Origin of the sequence: Burkholderia ubonensis (assembly GCF_001718695.1) — a bacterium.
Taxonomy (GTDB): Bacteria; Pseudomonadota; Gammaproteobacteria; order Burkholderiales; family Burkholderiaceae; genus Burkholderia; species Burkholderia ubonensis_B.
In genome coordinates, this window is record NZ_CP013420.1 from 2604773 (window position 1) to 2620870 (window position 16098).

17 protein-coding genes are annotated in these 16098 nt (G+C 69.5%); 10 read left to right on the forward strand and 7 right to left on the reverse strand.

The genetic code is table 11. The annotated features are described in order from the left end of the window. Positions 1–37 precede the first annotated feature (37 nt). From fliE to WJ35_RS11895, 6 genes are all read left to right on the forward strand, one after another. Positions 38–382 (forward strand): flagellar hook-basal body complex protein FliE, encoded by a 345-nt coding sequence (fliE, locus tag WJ35_RS11870; RefSeq protein WP_010095102.1) that lies wholly within the window; start codon positions 38–40, stop codon positions 380–382. Between the two features lie 113 nt (positions 383–495). Beyond that, positions 496–930 (forward strand): flagellar export chaperone FliS, encoded by a 435-nt coding sequence (gene fliS, locus WJ35_RS11875; protein WP_069239201.1) that lies wholly within the window; start codon positions 496–498, stop codon positions 928–930. After that, a complete protein-coding gene (locus WJ35_RS11880) occupies positions 927–1259 on the forward strand; it encodes a flagellar protein FliT (RefSeq protein WP_069239202.1) in 333 nt (110 codons plus the stop codon). Before fliS ends, WJ35_RS11880 begins: the two co-directional genes overlap by 4 nt. Positions 1260–1341: 82 nt before the next feature. After that, a complete protein-coding gene (locus WJ35_RS11885) occupies positions 1342–2724 on the forward strand; it encodes a flagellar hook-length control protein FliK (protein WP_069239203.1) in 1383 nt (460 codons plus the stop codon). Further along, the gene (locus WJ35_RS11890; protein ID WP_069239204.1) at positions 2721–3044 is read left to right on the forward strand and encodes an EscU/YscU/HrcU family type III secretion system export apparatus switch protein; all 324 of its coding nucleotides are present in this window, start codon (positions 2721–2723) and stop codon (positions 3042–3044) included. The genes WJ35_RS11885 and WJ35_RS11890 overlap by 4 nt, the downstream gene beginning before the upstream one ends. Before the next feature lie 287 nt (positions 3045–3331). Next, positions 3332–4066, forward strand: coding sequence for a PepSY-associated TM helix domain-containing protein (locus WJ35_RS11895; protein ID WP_069239205.1), 735 nt, complete (start codon positions 3332–3334; stop codon positions 4064–4066). Positions 4067–4124: 58 nt separating this feature from the next. Here the strand turns inward: WJ35_RS11895 and WJ35_RS11900 are convergent, their stop codons facing one another. The 7 genes from WJ35_RS11900 to WJ35_RS11930 all read right to left on the reverse strand — a co-directional run bounded on the left by WJ35_RS11900 (position 4125) and on the right by WJ35_RS11930 (position 11299). Then, positions 4125–5150 (reverse strand): XdhC family protein, encoded by a 1026-nt coding sequence (locus WJ35_RS11900; RefSeq protein WP_069239206.1) that lies wholly within the window; start codon positions 5148–5150, stop codon positions 4125–4127. A 319-nt stretch (positions 5151–5469) separates the two neighbouring features. Further along, positions 5470–6876, reverse strand: coding sequence for an amino acid permease (locus WJ35_RS11905; protein WP_069239207.1), 1407 nt, complete (start codon positions 6874–6876; stop codon positions 5470–5472). Positions 6877–7042: 166 nt separating this feature from the next. Then, positions 7043–7699, reverse strand: a complete 657-nt coding sequence (gene rqpR, locus WJ35_RS11910) for a response regulator transcription factor RqpR (protein WP_042586536.1) — start codon at positions 7697–7699, stop codon at positions 7043–7045. A 7-nt stretch (positions 7700–7706) separates the two neighbouring features. Beyond that, complete coding sequence (gene rqpS / locus WJ35_RS11915) at positions 7707–8525, reverse strand: quorum system sensor histidine kinase RqpS (protein WP_060235099.1); 819 nt, start codon at positions 8523–8525, stop codon at positions 7707–7709. Between the two features lie 416 nt (positions 8526–8941). Beyond that, complete coding sequence (locus WJ35_RS11920; RefSeq protein ID WP_010090397.1) at positions 8942–9712, reverse strand: ferredoxin--NADP reductase; 771 nt, start codon at positions 9710–9712, stop codon at positions 8942–8944. Positions 9713–9985: 273 nt separating this feature from the next. Continuing rightward, positions 9986–10810 carry an endonuclease/exonuclease/phosphatase family protein gene (locus WJ35_RS11925; RefSeq protein WP_060235098.1) on the reverse strand — a complete coding sequence of 275 codons (825 nt, stop codon included), beginning with the start codon at positions 10808–10810 and terminating at the stop codon, positions 9986–9988. A gap of 6 nt (positions 10811–10816) precedes the next feature. Further along, positions 10817–11299 carry a hypothetical protein gene (locus WJ35_RS11930; RefSeq protein WP_060235097.1) on the reverse strand — a complete coding sequence of 161 codons (483 nt, stop codon included), beginning with the start codon at positions 11297–11299 and terminating at the stop codon, positions 10817–10819. A gap of 337 nt (positions 11300–11636) precedes the next feature. On the opposite strand from WJ35_RS11930, the gene WJ35_RS11935 reads away from it, so the two are divergent. The 4 genes from WJ35_RS11935 (at position 11637) to WJ35_RS11950 (ending at position 15869) form a co-directional block, all read left to right on the forward strand. Then, entirely contained in the window at positions 11637–12617 is a 981-nt protein-coding gene (locus WJ35_RS11935; protein ID WP_010090400.1) for an AAA family ATPase, read from the forward strand. A 150-nt stretch (positions 12618–12767) separates the two neighbouring features. Then, positions 12768–13877, forward strand: a complete 1110-nt coding sequence (locus WJ35_RS11940) for an NAD(P)/FAD-dependent oxidoreductase (RefSeq protein WP_069239208.1) — start codon at positions 12768–12770, stop codon at positions 13875–13877. Between the two features lie 173 nt (positions 13878–14050). Continuing rightward, complete coding sequence (locus WJ35_RS11945) at positions 14051–14365, forward strand: high-potential iron-sulfur protein (RefSeq protein ID WP_069239209.1); 315 nt, start codon at positions 14051–14053, stop codon at positions 14363–14365. Between the two features lie 196 nt (positions 14366–14561). After that, complete coding sequence (locus WJ35_RS11950) at positions 14562–15869, forward strand: MFS transporter (RefSeq protein ID WP_060235095.1); 1308 nt, start codon at positions 14562–14564, stop codon at positions 15867–15869. Positions 15870–16098 lie beyond the last annotated feature (229 nt).

Below are 16098 nucleotides of genomic sequence, written 5' to 3' on the forward strand. Positions count from 1 at the left end.
GCCCGAACGGGCCCTCTTTTCTGGATGGGGAAACAGCATGACGGCGAACGTCGGCGGAATCGGTTCGGTATTGCAACAGATGCAGGCGATGGCGGCGCAGGCGGCAAGCGGCGCGGCCAGCCCGAGCGCGGCGGTCGCCGGTTCCGGCGCGGCGACCGCCGGCACCTTCGCGAGCGCGATGAAGGCGTCGCTCGACAAGATCAGCGGCGACCAGCAGCGCGCGCTCGGCGAGGCGCACGCGTTCGAGGTCGGCGCGCCGAACATCTCGCTGAACGACGTGATGGTCGACATGCAGAAGGCGAACATCGGCTTCCAGTTCGGGCTGCAGGTCCGCAACAAGCTCGTGACCGCGTACAACGAAGTCATGCAGATGCCGGTCTGACAGAGCCCTCGGTTTCGCCTAAAGCTTTTAACTTCATTTCCGATAACTCCGGGAGTCAGCCGCGTCGCGGGCGCAGGCTATCCAGATCCAACGCATCAAACAAGGAGAAGCGCATGTTTTCCCCAGGACACGCTGGAGCCAATGCGTACGCGCGCGTCGGCGTCGAGACGGGGGTGATGGGCGCGTCCCCGCATCGCCTGATCGCGATGCTCTACCAGGGCGCGCGGCAGGCCGTCGCGCTCGCGCGCATGCATCTGCAGCAGGGCAACATCCCGGCGCGCGGCGAGGCGATCGGCAAGGCGATCAGCATCGTCGAGAGCGGCCTGCAGACGTCGCTGAACCGCGAAGCGGGCGGCGACATCGCGGCGCGCCTCGATGCGCTGTACAGCTACATCGGCAAGCGCCTGCTGCAGGCGAACGCGCAGAGCAGCGACGCCATGCTGGTCGAGGTCGACGGGCTGCTCGCAACGCTCGAGGAAGCGTGGACGGGCATTGCGCCCGAAGTCGCCCGGATGGCCGCGCAGCAGGCTGCGGATGCGGCCAGATGAACGGCAAGGCCCAATACTTCGCTAGCTACGAGGCGATCGCGGCCGTGTCCGGCCGGATGCTGCACGCCGCGCGCGGCGCCGACTGGAACGCGCTGTCGGGGCTGCAGGAGGAATACCTGCAGCTCGTCGACGGGCTGAAGGAGGCCGGGCAGGGCATCGCGCTCGACGAGGCCGAACTCGCCCGCAAGCTCGACCTGATTCGCTGCATTCTGGCCGACGACGCCGCGATTCGCGATCTCGCGAGCCCGGAGATCGCGCGGCTGTCCGCGCTGTTCGAGGCGCGCCGCTCGAGCCGCGTATTGACCGATCTGTATCGCGCGCGCGGGTAAGGCCCGTTTGCCGGGGCGGCGCTTGCCGCGGGCCCCGATTCCGGATTTGCAACGAAGTGGCTGAGGTGAGCAGGTTCCGATCATGACCGGTATCGACACCGTAGCCGCCGCGTTGCTGGCCAGCCGCCTCGACAGCCTGCTGACCACCGTGACGGCGCCCGCCGGCAGCGGCGCCGCGCAGGTCGGCACGCCGGGCGCCGGCGTGGCGTCGGCGGCGCCTGCGCTCGCGCAGCCGGCCGCGCCGCCCGCTTCGGCCCAGACGGCGCTGTCCGACGTCGGGCTCGTGCTCGACGCGATCTCCCGTTTCGGCGGCGACGCGACGCCGGCGGTCGTCGGCCGCACGCCGCTGCTCGCCGATCCGACCGTGCTGCTGAATGCGCTGACCGCGTCGCCCGACGGCGCGCAGCCGGGCGTGGCCGCTGCGGCGGCGTCTGCGCCTGCTTCGTCTTCTTCTCCTTCTTCTTCCACGCCATCGGCCGCGACCGCCGCGAACGCCGCCGCGGCCGTGCGCGATACGCCCGCCGCGCCGCCCACGGCGGCGCTGCGCGCCGCGCTCGCGCAGGCCGTGAGCGAAAGCGGCCTGTTCTACGAATCCCATCTCGCGCAATGGCTGGCCGGACAGCGGCCGCTCGCGGCGCTCGCGCGCGAGCCGCAGGCGCGGCTCGCGACGGTGCCGGTGCAGACGGCCGCCGACGCCGCGCAGCACGACGCACCCGACCCGCTCGACGAACTGCTCGCGCAGCGCGCGCCGCTGCCGGCTGCGTCGCGCACCGCCTTGCCGGCGGGCGCGTCGGCGACGGGCAGCGCCGCGCCGCATGCATCGATGCCGAACGCGTCGGCGGCCGCGCGCGGTGGTGCGCCGGGCACGGCCGGCATGGCCGATCCGCTCGGCGAACTGCCCGACGCGCACTGGGCGACACCCGCGCGCGCCGCGCTGGCCGCCGCGTCGGCCGATCCGCAGGCGCAGCCGCAGTCGTCGGCGGCCGTGCATCCGGCCGCCGTGCCGCTCGTGCGCCAGCAGCTCGACGTGCTCGCGACCGATCAGTTCCGCTGGATCGGCGAAGCGTGGCCGGGCGCGCGGCTCGACTGGACGATCGAGCCCGACGACTCGGGCGGGCACGCGGCGCGCGGCGACGACGCCGGCGACGGCATCGCGTGGCGCACGCGGCTCACGCTCACGCTGCCGTCGCTCGGCACGGTCGATGCGGAGCTGGTGCTGAACGGCGAGCAGCTCGTCGCGCGGCTGCGCGCGAACGAGGCCGGCGCCGGCCGGCTCGCGCGGCACGAGGGCGCGCTGCGGCAGCGGCTGGAGGCGTCGGGGCTGCAGCTCGGCGGGCTGTCGATCCGCGCGGTCGACGGCGCGCCGGACGGTTTCGACGCGGTCGCCGCGAAGGCGGCCGCGGCCGCCTATGCGCGCGGCGGCGCGGGCGGCACGCCGGACGTCGACGAAACGGTGCCGCGATGAGCATGGGTTCCCGCAAGCGCGCGGCCGCGCTCGTCTACGACGCGAAGGGCGGCGACGCCGCGCCGCGCGTGATCGCGAAGGGCTACGGGGCGGTTGCCGAGATGATCGTCGCCCGCGCCCGCGATGCGGGGCTCTACGTGCACACCGCGCCGGAGATGGTGTCGCTGCTGATGCAGGTCGATCTCGACGATCGGATTCCGCCGCAGCTGTACCAGGCGGTCGCGGACCTGCTCGCATGGCTGTACGCGCTCGAGCGCGCCGAGCCGGAGCGTGAGCCGGACGGCGCCGCGCACTTTCCGCTGCCGGCACTGCGACGCTGAGCGTCGCGCGGGTTCGCTCGTTCGTTTCGTTGCTTGCCTGCGCTGTTGCGTCGGTGTCGGCTGGCGCGGGCTTTCTTCCCGTATCTCGCCGTAAATCTGCCCGATCAGCCGCCGATCGGTGGGCATTCCCGTCTATTCGCTCCTCGTTCCGCGCGCGCCGTGCGATGCAGACGGATTGAGCTGCATCCCGCTTTATGTAATGATATCCATTCTCATTATCATATTGACCGGGCGGCGCACGTTCCACGTGGCGCCGCTCGTCGTGTCGAACGAATGGAAGCTATTGCGTGAACGCGCCTGAAACGATCGCCCCGCTGCGGGCCGACCAGCCCGCCGCGGGCGTCACCGTGCTGCGACCGGCCGTGCGTCCGGCGAGCGACGCCGAGCTGGCGGCGCGCCGCCAGCGTTCGCGCCGCGCGACCTTCATCAAGTGGCTGCGAAAGGTGCACGGCTGGGTCGGCCTGTGGGGCGCGGTGCTGGGGCTGCTGTTCGGCGTGACGGGCATCGTGCTCAATCACCGCGCGCCGCCGCTCAAGATCCCGACCGGCGAGCCGCAGGTCGAGGAGATGCAGCTCGCGCTGCCGAACCCGGCGCCGCGCTCGCCCGCGGCGATGACCCGCTGGCTGCAGCAGGAACTGCACTTCGACGGCCGCCCGGGCCGGGTGCGCAAGGACCCCGCGCAGCCCGTCGCATGGGGCGACCGGCGCGTGATGCAGCCCGAGCACTGGCAGTTCGGCCTGTTCGGGCCGCACCAGAACCTGCAGGCCGAATACTGGGTCGGCAACGGCTACGTATCGGTGAAGCGCACGGGCAACTCGTTCCTGACGACGCTGAACAACCTGCATCGCGGCGTCGGGATGAACCTCGGCTGGGTGCTGCTGATGGATACGATCGCCGGCTCGCTGATCCTGCTGTCGCTGACGGGCGTGCTGCTGTGGACCGAGCTGAACAAGCGCCGCACGGTCGGCGTCGTGCTGGTGGCCGGCTCGGTCGCGGCGGCGCTTGCCGCGGGATTCGCGTAAGGCGACCGGATCGACGCTGCAGCGCGTGCGCGCACACCGCCCATCGCGCCCGCCGGCGTCACGACCCGCAGGTCGCGCCGCTGCTCGCCGCGATCTCGCGCGCGGCCTTCGCGCCTTCGACCTGCAGGATCGTCGGCAGCGACACGTGGTTCTTCGCGGCCGTGACCTCGGCGAGGATCGAGATCGCGATTTCCGGCGGCGTCCGGCTGCCGATGTAGATGCCGGCCGGCCCGTGCAGCCGCGCCAGTTCCGTGTCGCTCAAATCGAATTCGCGCAGCCGCTCGCGGCGCGCCGCGTTGTTGCGCCGCGAGCCGAGCGCGCCGACGTAGAACGCGGGCGTCCTCAGCGCTTCCATCAGCGCGAGATCGTCGAGCTTCGGATCGTGCGTGAGGGCGATCACCGCCGAGCGCGCGTCGAGCTTCATGTCGAGCACCGTGTCGTCGGGCATCGTGTGCACGACGCGCGTGCCCGGCACGTCCCACGCATCCGTGTATTCGTCGCGCGGATCGCACACCGTCACCTGGTAGTCGAGCCCGACCGCGATCTGGCACAGGTAGCGCGACAGCTGCCCCGCGCCGATCACGAGCATCCGGTAGCGCGGGCCGTGGATCGTCACGAGCCGTTCGCCGTCGAACGCGACGCCGTCGGTCGCCTGCGCGGGCGACAGCGACGCGCGGCCCGTCGCGAGCGTCATCGTGCGGGTGACGAGGCGGCCCGCCTCGACCTGCGCGCACAGCGCGGCGACGCCGCTGTCGCGCGTCAGCGGCTCCAGCACGAGCTGGATCGTGCCGCCGCACGGCAGCCCGAAGCGGTGCGCCTCCTCGGCCGTCACGCCGTACTTCACCGCTTCCGGCCGCGCGTCGGGCGCGATGCCGCTCGCATGCACGCGGGCGATCAGGTCGTCCTCGATGCAGCCGCCCGACACCGAGCCGACGACGAGCCCGTCGTCGCGCACCGCGAGCATCGCGCCTTCGGGGCGCGGCGACGAGCCCCACGTCTTCACGACCGTCACGAGCAGCACGCGGCGGCCTTCTTCGATCCAGCGCGCGCTGGTTTTCAGTACATCGAGATCGACGCTTTCCATGATGTTTTCCCGTTGCCGGACGGTCTGCGGCTCCCAACCGTCGTTCGATGGCGGAATTATGAACCGCACCGCGCGCGCGTGCTGCCAGCGTGCGCGTGTGGGGCGCAAATGGCGAGGATCGGGCAAGAGATCGGGACGATCAGGCAGCGCCCGCGCGCGGCAATGGCGCGGCGCGGTTGTGGCGGAGGAGGAAGGCGGAGGCGGAGGCGCTGCGCGCCGCACGGGGCCGGGCGGCCCGGTGCGGCGTTGCAGCCGCACGCGCTGCGTGGGTGCGCGGCTGCATCTGCCATTTCACGTGCGAACGCACGTGCGCGTGGCGTCAGTGCGCGTCGTGCTGTCCGCGCGCCAGCTTCGAGTGGTGGCGCGAGTACACGAAGTAGATCGCGAGGCCGATCACGAGCCACACGCCGAACGCGGCCCACGTGACGGGCGCCAGGTTCAGCATCAGGAACAGGCACGACGCGACCGCGAGGATCGGCACGACCGGCACGCCGGGGCAGCGGAACGCGCGCGGCAGCTCCGGATGGGTGCGGCGCAGCACCAGCACCGCGATCGACACCATCGAGAACGCGGCGAGCGTGCCGATGTTGATCAGCTCGGCGAGCACGTTGAGCGGCACCAGCGCGGCGATCAGCCCGAAGAACAGGCCGACGAGCCAGGTCGTCAGGAACGGCGTCGCGAAGCGCGGATGCACGCGCGACAGCGTCGCCGGCAGCAGGCCGTCGCGCGACATCGCGAAGATGATGCGGGTCTGGCCGTAGCTCATCACGAGGATCACGGTCAGCATGCCGAGCACGGCGCCGAGGTCGATGAAGCCCGCGACCCATTTCTCGCCGGCGATCTGCAGCGCGTACGAGATCGGGTGCGAGATGCTCGCGTACTGCGCGGACGGCACGATGCCCGTCGCGACCGCCGCGACCGCGACGTACAGGAACGCGCAGACGGCCAGCGACGCGATGATGCCGATCGGCAGGTCGCGCTTCGGGTTCTTCACTTCCTCGGCCGCCGACGACACCGCGTCGAAGCCGATGAACGCGAAGAACATCACGGCCGCTGCGCCGAACACGCCGTTCCAGCCGTGCGGCATGAACGGCTGCCAGTTCGCCGGCGTCACGTGGAAGATGCCGACCGCGATCACGAGCAGCACCACCGACACCTTGATGAACACCATGACGTTGTTGATGCGGGTCGATTCGCGGATGCCGATCGACAGCAGCGTCGTGATCACGATCATCACGAGGAACGCCGGCAGGTTGAACCACGTGACGACGCCCGGCACCGCGCCGGGCGCGGCGCTCAGCACGGTCGGCAGCGTGAGGCCGAAGCCCTGCAGCAGCGACTGCAGGTAGCCGGACCAGCCGACCGACACGGCGGACGCGGCGAGCCCGTATTCGAGCATCAGGTCCCAGCCGATGATCCACGCGACGAGCTCGCCGAGCGTCGCATACGAATACGTGTAGATCGAGCCGGCGACCGGAATCGTCGATGCGAACTCGGCGTACGACAGCGCGGCGAGCCCGCACGCGATCGCGGCGATCACGAACGACAGCATCAGCGCGGGGCCGGCCTGCACGGCGCCGGTGCCGGTCAGCACGAAGATGCCGGTGCCGATGATCGCGCCGATGCCGAGGAAGGTGAGGTCGATCGCGCCGAGCGCTTTCTTGAGCCCGGCGGCGTGCGCGCCGGCGATCATGCGATCGACGTTTTTCTTGCGGAAGAGAGACATTGCGGATGGATCGCCGGCGCGCGCGTGCGCGTCGCGTCGACTGAGTGAAAAACCTGAAATTTTAACCGATCTGGCCGGGGCGATTCGCCGCGGTGCAGCACCGGGCGGCGGGATCGTCAGGCAAAACAAGCGCTTGGGCACGCCGGCCGGCGTGCCGGCGCGCGTATCAGGCGCCGGACGCGGGCGCCATGTCGACGAGCTGGTTGCTCATCACGTAGAAGGTCAGTTCCGCGTTGTTCGACAGCCGCATCTTCTCGAGCAGCCGCGTGCGGTAGACGCTCACCGTCTTCACCGACAGCGACAGCGTGTGAGCGATGTCGGTGAGCCGCTTGCCGGACGCGAGCATGCACAGCGTCTGGTATTCGCGGTCCGACAGCTTCTCGTGCGGCAGCGGCTCGTTCTCGAACGACACGTATTCGGCGAGCGCCTCGGCCATCGCCGGGCTCACGTACTTGCGGCCCGCGGCGACCTGCTGGATCGCGGAGATCATCTGCGCGGCGTTGACCGTCTTCGACAGGTAGCCGGCCGCGCCGGCCTTCAGCGCACGCACCGCGTACTGGTCCTCGCGATACATCGAGAACATCAGCACCGGCGTGCGCGGCAGCTTGCGCTTCAGGCGCTTGAGCACCTCGATGCCGTTCATGTCGGTCAGCGAGATGTCGAGCAGGATCACGTCGAATTCGCGCTTGTCGACGGCCGCCATCGCTTCGCCGCCGGTTTCCGCCTCGGTGACTTCGCGGGCCACGCCGCGGTCGATCAGCAGGTGCCGGATGCCTTGCCGGACGATCGCGTGGTCGTCGACGAGCAGGATGTTCAGACTCATGGCGCCCTCACGAAATCGGGAAGGCGCGGCGCGCCGTTGCCGGCGCCGCGAACAGCGCGTCCCACGCGAACCGCGCGGCGAGCTGGGCGCCGCGGCCGGCGGCCGGCGAGGCCAGTTCGAAGCCGCCGCCGAATGCCTCGCAGCGGGCGCGCATGCCGGCGACGCCGTAGCCATGGCGGTGAGCGCGCGCGAAACCGATTCCGTCGTCGGCAACGATCAGCGACAGGTGCGTGCCGTCCGCGTCGATCCGCACGTCGACCGACGTCGCGCGCGCATGCTTCGCGACGTTCGACAGCGCTTCCTGCGCGACCCGGAAGATCGCGAGCGCGCCCGGGCCGGCGAGTTGCGGCAGGCGCGCGTCGGCGGCGCACACGAAGCTCGTGCGCAGGCCGGTGTGTTCCGCATGGCTGTCGATCCAGGCCGACAGCGCGCGCACGAGCCCGCCGTCGAGCGCCGGCGTGTCCTGTTCGGCGATCAGCCGGCGATTCGCGTCCGTCGCGGCGTCGAGCGCGCGCTGCGCGAGATCGAGCGCGCGACGGCAGCCTTCGGGCGCGTCGGCGGGCAGCCAGGTGTCGATGTTCGCGAGCGCGAAGCGCGCGGCGGTGAGTTCGGCGCCGAGCCCGTCGTGCAGCTCGCCGGCCAGATGGCGGCGCGCCGCTTCGTCGGCGGCGAACAGTGCGGCGGACAGTTCGGTGATCCGCGCGGCGAGCGCATCGCGGCCGGCGGCGGTCGTGCAAGGCAACGGGGCGGGGGCGCAGGCCGGCGACGGCTGCTGCGACGGGAACGGGGCGTGGGCGCTCTCGGGCGCGTTAAGCGACGTATCCATGACTCTCCCTGCTCTCAGAAGGCGATTCAGACACCGGTCGGCGACGTGTGCCGGAAGCCGCCGAAAGCGCGGCTCCCTGACGGAATTTGTCACCGGCCAGAGTAACAAAAGTTACATCTTGTAACACATAGATCCGACCCTTCAATGCGCATCCGAATTGCAGCCGCGCGCCGCGCATAATATCTCAAAAATTCTTGAAAAGTCATGACGGGCGGGACATTTAAGGGTTTTTGTGAACAATCTGAACGAACCTGTTGTAGGAAAAACACTGACACACGAGCCGCCACCTGCGCCGTGCCCAAATGTAACTATTTGAGATAGATGGTCGTCGATTGTTACGAATTCGCCAAGCGCGGACGAAAAAAAACCGGAGCGAAAGCTCCGGTCCTTGATGGTGCGCAAGTTTCAGGGGCAGATCAGTCCACGAATGCGCGCTCGATCACGTAGTGGCCCGGCGCGCTGTTCTTGCCTTCGACGAGGCCGGCCTGCTTCAGCAGGTCGGTCGTGTCCTTGAGCATCGCGGTGCTGCCGCACAGCATCACGCGGTCGTGCTCCGGCGAGAACGGCGGGACGTCGAGATCGGCGAACAGCTTGCCCGTCGAGATCAGGTCGGTGATCCGGCCTTCGTTCTCGAATTCCTCGCGGGTGACCGTCGGGTAGTAGACGAGCTTTTCCTTGATGATGTCGCCCAGGTACTCGTGGCCCGGCAGGTCGTGCTTGATGTAGTCCATGTACGCGAGCTCGCCCTTCAGGCGGCACGTGTGCGTCAGGATGACCTTGTCGAAGCGTTCGTAGATGTCCGGATCGCGGATGATCGACATGAACGGCGCGAGGCCCGTGCCGGTCGACAGCATCCACAGCGTCTTGCCGGGCAGCAGGTTGTCGGCGACGAGCGTGCCGGTCGGCTTCTTGCCGATCAGCACCGTGTCGCCCACCTTCAGGTGCTGCAGGCGCGACGTCAGCGGGCCGTTCTGGACCTTGATGCTGAAGAACTCGAGGTGCTCCTCGTAGTTCGGGCTGACGATGCTGTAGGCGCGCGCGAGCGGCTTGCCGTCGACCTCGAGGCCGACCATCGTGAATTCGCCGTTGTTGAAGCGCAGGCTCGGCTCACGGGTGCAGGTGAAGCTGAAAAGCGTATCGGTCCAGTGGTGGACGGATTGGACGGTGGCGGTGTCGTATTTGCTCATGACTGTGAAAACGGACGCGCGTAGCAGACGCGTGCAATGGGCGAAAAACGAGGGCGTCGACCCGATCCGGGGATCGGCCGGCCGGCGCGCCGAACACGCGCCTTCTCGATGACAGACGTTTGAAGAACTGCTTATTTTACCTTGACTGTGCCAATCGCGCGCTTGCCCCCGGCACAGGCGCGGATTTGGCGCAACGTTGCCTTTCGATTCGCTTTCATCGGTCGGCGGCGAGCTTCGCGCCGAGGCCGACGCGCGCGGGCGCCGCCGCGCCGCTCAGGTTTGCGGCGGATCGAGGCGCAGGCGGGCGATGTACGGCAGGTGGTCGGACAGCCACGCGGTCTCGCCGGACGGCGCGTTCCATTCGAGCGGCGTCATCCCGCGCACGAACATCTTGTCGAGCGCGAGCGCCGGCGAAAACGCGGGGAACGTGCGTCCCGACTCGCCGAGCAGCGTCGCGACCTCGGTCAGGCCGATCTCGCCGAACAGCGGAATCGAATCGTTGCGCCAGTCGTTGAAGTCGCCGGCCAGCACGAGCGGGCCGTCCTTCGCGTGGCGCACGATCCAGTGCGCGATCCAGTGCATCTGGCGCAGCCGCGCGGCGCGCGTGAGCGCGAGATGCGCGCACAGCAGCGTGACGGGGCGCGCGCCGGCCAGCGTCGCGCGCGCGACCAGCAGGCCTCGCCGCTCGAAGCGGTGCGCGGAGATGTCCCAGCGTCCGCCGAGGTCGAGCGGATGCGGCGACAGGATCGCGTTGCCGTGCCGCCACGACGGCTTGAACACGTTCGGGCCAAGCGCGATCTGCCAGTCGAGCGCATGCGCGATTTCGGTGGCCTGGCAATGCCAGACGTCGTCGTACGCATCGTTCATCGGCGCGCCGAAGCCGGGCGCGAGCATGGGCCGCGGCAGCCGCCGCGCCATCGCTTCCTGCAGGAAATACACGTCGGCGTGCGTCGAGCGCATCCAGTCGCGCATCGCGTTCCACGCGGTGAAGCCGAGCGGCGTGCGGCCCTTGTGCAGGTTCCAGCTCACCGCGGTGAGTTCGTCGGGCGCGGCGTGCGGCTCGGCGAACGGGACGGACAGGGCATCGTGCGCTTGCATGTCGGCTCAGTCCTTGCTGACGTGCGCGCGCAGGCGGTACACGAGGTGCGGATGCTGGTCGACGAGCGTCCAGTCGGTCCAGTTGTCGCCGCCGATCGACAGCCCCGGATGGCTCGCGACGATTTGCCGCGGCGAGCTCGGCAGGCATGGATCGCGCGGCTTCGCGCCCGGGTCGTCGAGCGTTTCCTGCACGTCGAGCGCGAGCGAGATCGCGTTCGCGTCGACCGCGAGCGGCGCGACGGTGACGGAGCGCGAACGCTCGGTCGGCACGACGCGCGCCTGGTCGCCGCAGCCGACGGGCACGGCGGACGGATAACGATGGGTGTCGGTGCGGGTCTGACCCACGGTGGTTTTCTGCTGGAACGTGTCGATCGTCTGACCGTCGCGCACCACCTGGATCTCCCATGCGACGACGGCGGGCGCGGGGCTCTGCGCATGGGCGGCGAGCGCGACGCTCGCCAGCAGGACGGCCAGGCCGTGTTTCAGCATGAAGCCTCTCCGGAATCGCGGTGTAGCGGGAAACGGACGCACATCTTACGCCCGATCGGCATCGACGGCGATGCGACCGGAGGTGGCGCGACGCGTGTGTCACGCGATGCGGTCCTGCTTGAAAGGTAAGTGCGCGTCACGCGTTTTCAAGCAAAAAAACGCGTGAACGCCTCGACCGGCGCGCGTCGGTCACATTTGCGCGTCGCGCGAACCTGCCGCGCGCGCCGGCTGTCAGCAGCACACGCGCGCGGCTGCTTGCTTGCACCGGGATTCTGGATCGCTACACTGAAATCGAAGGGGTCTGATGGTGCGGCATGCAAGCGGGTGCGAGGTTGGTATGACGACGGCGATGGTGAAACAGGAACTGGCGGTGGCGTCCTTCAGCACGGTGTATGACCTCGAGCAGGTCGAGACGGCGCTGAACGACCTGAACGACGGCGCGAGCGACGCGCTGCGCGCCACCTACGAGAGGATGCTCAAGACCGGCAATCTGCGCTTTTGCGTGAAGCCGAACCGGATGCCGTCGTTCGACGCGCTCGGCGAGGCGCTGCCAAATTTCACGGAGCCGCTCGGCGACGTGCGCAAGCAGGTCGCGCTGTGCCTCGAAACCGACGACCGGCTCGAACTGATGCCGATCCTGCTGCTCGGCCCGCCGGGCATCGGCAAGACCTATTTCGCGAAGGCGCTCGCGCAGCTGCTCGGCACGTCGTATCACTATGTGCCGATGAGTTCGCTGACGGCGGGCTGGATCCTTTCGGGCGCGTCGTCGCAGTGGAAGAACGCGAAGCCGGGCAAGGTATTCGATGCGCTCGTCAACGGCAGCTACGCGAACCCGGTGATCACGGTCGACGAGATCGACAAGGCGGGCAGCGACGCGCAATACGATCCGCTCGGCGCGCTTTATGCGTTGCTCGAGCATGACACCGCGCGCGCGTTCGTCGACGAATTCGCCGAGGTGCCGATCGATGCGGGCAACGTGATCTGGGTCGCGACCGCGAACGATGCGCAGGCGATTCCGGAGCCGCTGCTCAACCGGATGAACGTGTACGAGATCGCGCCGCCCGACGCGGCCGGCGCGCGCCGCATCGCGCAGACGATTTACGACGAGATCCGCACGTCGCACGCGTGGGGCCGGCGCTTTCCGGACGCGCTCGGCGACGACGCGCTCGACGTGCTCGCCGCGACGCCGCCGCGCACGATGCGGCGTGCGCTGCTGCACGCGTTCGGCGCCGCGCGCCTCGACGGGCGCGATGCGATCGAGGCGCGCGACATCCGCGCGGACGAAGGCGCGACGAAGCGCCGCCCGATCGGGTTCTGACACTCGGGATCACTCGGGATACCAGGGAGAGGCGCTGCCGGCGACGCGGGATCGGCGAGAAACATCCGGCTACACATGTGTCCTGCATGCGTGTGGACCGGGACGTACAATCGTCTTCTCTCCCTCGACGCGATAACGACGCGAAAAGCCATGGAGCAGACGGACTGTGTGGTGATCGGCGCGGGCGTCGTCGGGCTCGCGATCGCTCGCGAGCTCGCCGCGCGCGGCCGCGAGACGCTGGTGCTCGAGGCGGCCGACGCGATCGGCACCGGCGCGAGCGCGCGCAGCAGCGAGGTGATTCACGCAGGCCTCTACTATCCGCGCGGCTCGCTGAAGGCGATGTCGTGCGTGCACGGCCGCGACCTGCTGTACGAATTCTGCGAAACGCATCACGTCCCGCATCGCCGCGTCGGCAAGCTGCTCGTCGCGACGTCCGCCGCGCAGGTGAAACAGCTGAAGGCGATCGCCGCGCGCGCCGAGGAGAACGGCGTGCTCGACCTGATGCCGCTCACGCGCGGCGAGGCGCAGGTGCTCGAGCCCGCGCTCGAATGCGTCGAGGCGCTGTTCTCGCCGAGCACGGGCATCGTCGACAGCCATCAGCTGATGCTCGCGCTGCTCGGCGACGCCGAACGCAACGGCGCCGTGTGCGCGCTGAAGTCCCCGGTCGAATCGATCGACGTGTTGCGCGGCGCGCGCTTCGTCGTGCGCACCGGCGGCGACACGCCGGCCGAGATCGAGGCGGCGTGCGTGATCAACAGCGCGGGGCTCGGCGCGCAGGCGCTCGCGCGTCGCACGCGCGGCCTCGATCCGCGCTGGGTGCCGCCGCTCTATCTCGCGCGCGGCAACTACTTCAGCCTGTCCGGGCGCGCGCCGTTCTCGCACCTGGTCTACCCGGTGCCCGACCGCGCGGGGCTCGGCATCCATCTGACGCTGGACCTCGCCGGGCAGGCGCGCTTCGGGCCGGACGTCGAGTGGATCGACGCGCCGCGCTACGACGTCGACCCGGCGCGCGCGGAGGCGTTCTACGCGCCGATCCGCGCGTACTGGCCGGCACTGCCCGACGGTGCGCTGCAGCCGGCCTATGCGGGCGTCCGCCCGAAGCTCGCGGGGCCGGGCGAAGCGCCCGCCGACTTCATCGTGCAGGGCGTGGCGCAGCATGGCGTGCGCGGCCTCGTGAACCTGTTCGGCATCGAGTCGCCGGGGTTGACCGCGGCGCTCGCGCTCGCGCAGCGGGTCGGCGACATCGCGTCGCGCACCTGACGCGCACCTCACGCGTAGCGTCCGCGCGCGGGCCGCCCGACGCGGCTTCGCTGCGCCTGCGAAATCCGTTATCTCCGGCATTTCGGCGCGCACATTTGTTCGCCGCGCGGTTATTCTGTCGAGCGGCCGTCGCCAGAACGGCTTTCAAATCGATAACATTGGAGCGAGTCCCCATGAAAACTTCCCGTCGGAGTTTCCTGATCACGAGCGTCGGCGTCGTCTCGGCCATGGCGCTGTCGCGCGAAGCGCTGGCCGCCGACCTGCCGATGCTGTCCGAAAGCGATCCGGCCGCGCAGGCGCTCGGCTACAAGATGGACGCCACGAAGGTCGACAAGGCGAAATTCCCGAAATACGCGGCGGGCCAGGACTGCGCGGCCTGCATGCTGTACCAGGGCAAGCCGGGTTCGGCGTCCGGCCCGTGCGGCGCGTTCCCCGGCAAGCAGGTGTCGGCCAAGGGCTGGTGCAACGCGTTCTCGAAGATGGGCTGACGTCGGTGGCGGCATCGTGCGATGCCGCAATGTGGCGAAAACCGCAAAACGCCCGCCATCGTTCGATGGCGGGCGTTTTTTATCGCTTGAAATCGGTTTCTTCGCTTTCTACACTCGCTGCACACCAGCGCGCCGCGAACGCTCCCGTGCGATCCGCGACCGCCCGACACGGCGAATTCACGAGGGCGAGACACGCATGGCGACGATTGCGCGTTCAACGAAAGCGGTCGGGCCCGAGCGCGCGCTGAACCGGCGCGCGGTGGCGGCGGCGGTCATCGGCAACGCGCTCGAGTGGTACGACTTCACGGTCTTCAGCTTCATGGTGGTCGTGATCGCCGACCTGTTCTTTCCGACGACCAGCGAATATTCGTCGCTGCTGCTGGCCACCGCGACGTTCGGCGTCGCGTTCTTCATGCGGCCGATCGGCGGCGTCGTGCTCGGACTGTATGCCGACCGCGCCGGCCGCAAGGCCGCGCTGTCGCTCGTGATCCTGCTGATGACGGCCGGCATCTTCCTGCTCGCGGTCGCGCCGCCGTATGCGGCGATCGGCATCGGCGGCCCGCTGCTGATCGTGTTCGGCCGCCTGCTGCAGGGCTTTTCCGTGGGCGGCGAGTTCGGCAGCGCGACCGCGCTGCTGATCGAAGCCGCGCCGTTCTCGAAGCGCGGCTTCTACGGCAGCTGGCAAATGTCGAGCCAGGCCGCGGCGCTCCTGATCGGCGCGCTCGTCGGCGCGGCCGTCACGCACGGCCTGTCGCAGGACGCGCTGCGCGCGTGGGGCTGGCGCGTGCCGTTCATCGCCGGGCTCGTGATCGGGCCGATCGGCGTCTACATCCGCCGCCATCTCGCCGATTCGGAAGCCTTCCTGCATGCGCAGCAGAGCGCGCGGCGCGCGACGCTCGGCGAAGTGTTCGCGCGCCATTCGCGCGAAATGCTGTGCGGGCTCGGCGCGGTGATCGCGCTGACGGTGACGATCTACGTGCTGATCGGCTATCTGCCGACCTTCGCGGTGAAGCAGCTGAAGCTGCCGTATGCGCAATCGTTCTACGCGGTGATCGTCGGCAACGTGCTGCTCGTCGCGCTGTCGCCGCTCGCGGGCGCGTGGTCGGACCGCATCGGCCGCAAGGGGCTGTCGCTGTGGTCGCTCGCGATCACGTGCGCGCTGATGTACCCGCTGTTCGCGTGGCTCGACGCCGCGCCGAGCATCGCGCGGCTGATCGCCGTGCAGGCCGTGCTGTCGGTGACGCTCGCGGGCTACTACGGCCCGTTCGGCGCGATGATCGCCGAGCTGTTTCCGGCCAACGTGCGCTCGACCGGCCTGTCGATCGTGTACAACGTCGCGGTGATGCTGTTCGGCGGCTTCGGGCAGTTCATCGTCACGTGGCTCATCAAGGCCACCGGCTCGCCGCTCGCGCCGACCTGGTACGTGATGGCGGGGCTCGCGCTGTCGATCGTCGCGGTCGCGTTCGTGCCGGCGCGCAGCGCGGATCTCGACGCGCGCCGCTGAGCCGCCGTGCGTCGCGCCCCGTCCGCCGCAGCGCGGAGGGTGTTTAGTTGACGAAGGAAACACGCGCTGCATCAGCGGAACCGCCGCTCGCGCGCGCCCGGGCCGCCGTCATGCGTCGGCAACATCCGCGCACACCCGCTGCGGCGCGCGGAGACGGGTTTTTTCTCCAGCTTGTTGTGCAATCGCTAGCTCAAGTAATATCCGCGTACGCCGGCCCCTGCTGAAGGGT

Excerpts from the sequence above, each read along its gene's own strand:
- fliE (WP_010095102.1), top strand. The coding sequence starts at position 38 with ATGACGGCGAACGTCGGCGGAATCGGTTCGGTATTGCAACAGATGCAG.
- WJ35_RS11890 (WP_069239204.1), top strand. The coding sequence starts at position 2,721 with ATGAGCATGGGTTCCCGCAAGCGCGCGGCCGCGCTCGTCTACGACGCG.
- WJ35_RS11945 (WP_069239209.1), top strand. The coding sequence starts at position 14,051 with ATGAAAACTTCCCGTCGGAGTTTCCTGATCACGAGCGTCGGCGTCGTC.
- WJ35_RS11925 (WP_060235098.1), bottom strand. The coding sequence starts at position 10,810 with ATGCAAGCGCACGATGCCCTGTCCGTCCCGTTCGCCGAGCCGCACGCC.
- WJ35_RS11940 (WP_069239208.1), top strand. The coding sequence starts at position 12,768 with ATGGAGCAGACGGACTGTGTGGTGATCGGCGCGGGCGTCGTCGGGCTC.
- WJ35_RS11880 (WP_069239202.1), top strand. The coding sequence starts at position 927 with ATGAACGGCAAGGCCCAATACTTCGCTAGCTACGAGGCGATCGCGGCC.
- rqpS (WP_060235099.1), bottom strand. The coding sequence starts at position 8,525 with ATGGATACGTCGCTTAACGCGCCCGAGAGCGCCCACGCCCCGTTCCCG.
- WJ35_RS11905 (WP_069239207.1), bottom strand. The coding sequence starts at position 6,876 with ATGTCTCTCTTCCGCAAGAAAAACGTCGATCGCATGATCGCCGGCGCG.
- WJ35_RS11920 (WP_010090397.1), bottom strand. The coding sequence starts at position 9,712 with ATGAGCAAATACGACACCGCCACCGTCCAATCCGTCCACCACTGGACC.
- WJ35_RS11900 (WP_069239206.1), bottom strand. The coding sequence starts at position 5,150 with ATGGAAAGCGTCGATCTCGATGTACTGAAAACCAGCGCGCGCTGGATC.
- WJ35_RS11930 (WP_060235097.1), bottom strand. The coding sequence starts at position 11,299 with ATGCTGAAACACGGCCTGGCCGTCCTGCTGGCGAGCGTCGCGCTCGCC.
- WJ35_RS11935 (WP_010090400.1), top strand. The coding sequence starts at position 11,637 with ATGACGACGGCGATGGTGAAACAGGAACTGGCGGTGGCGTCCTTCAGC.
- WJ35_RS11885 (WP_069239203.1), top strand. The coding sequence starts at position 1,342 with ATGACCGGTATCGACACCGTAGCCGCCGCGTTGCTGGCCAGCCGCCTC.
- fliS (WP_069239201.1), top strand. The coding sequence starts at position 496 with ATGTTTTCCCCAGGACACGCTGGAGCCAATGCGTACGCGCGCGTCGGC.
- rqpR (WP_042586536.1), bottom strand. The coding sequence starts at position 7,699 with ATGAGTCTGAACATCCTGCTCGTCGACGACCACGCGATCGTCCGGCAA.
- WJ35_RS11950 (WP_060235095.1), top strand. The coding sequence starts at position 14,562 with ATGGCGACGATTGCGCGTTCAACGAAAGCGGTCGGGCCCGAGCGCGCG.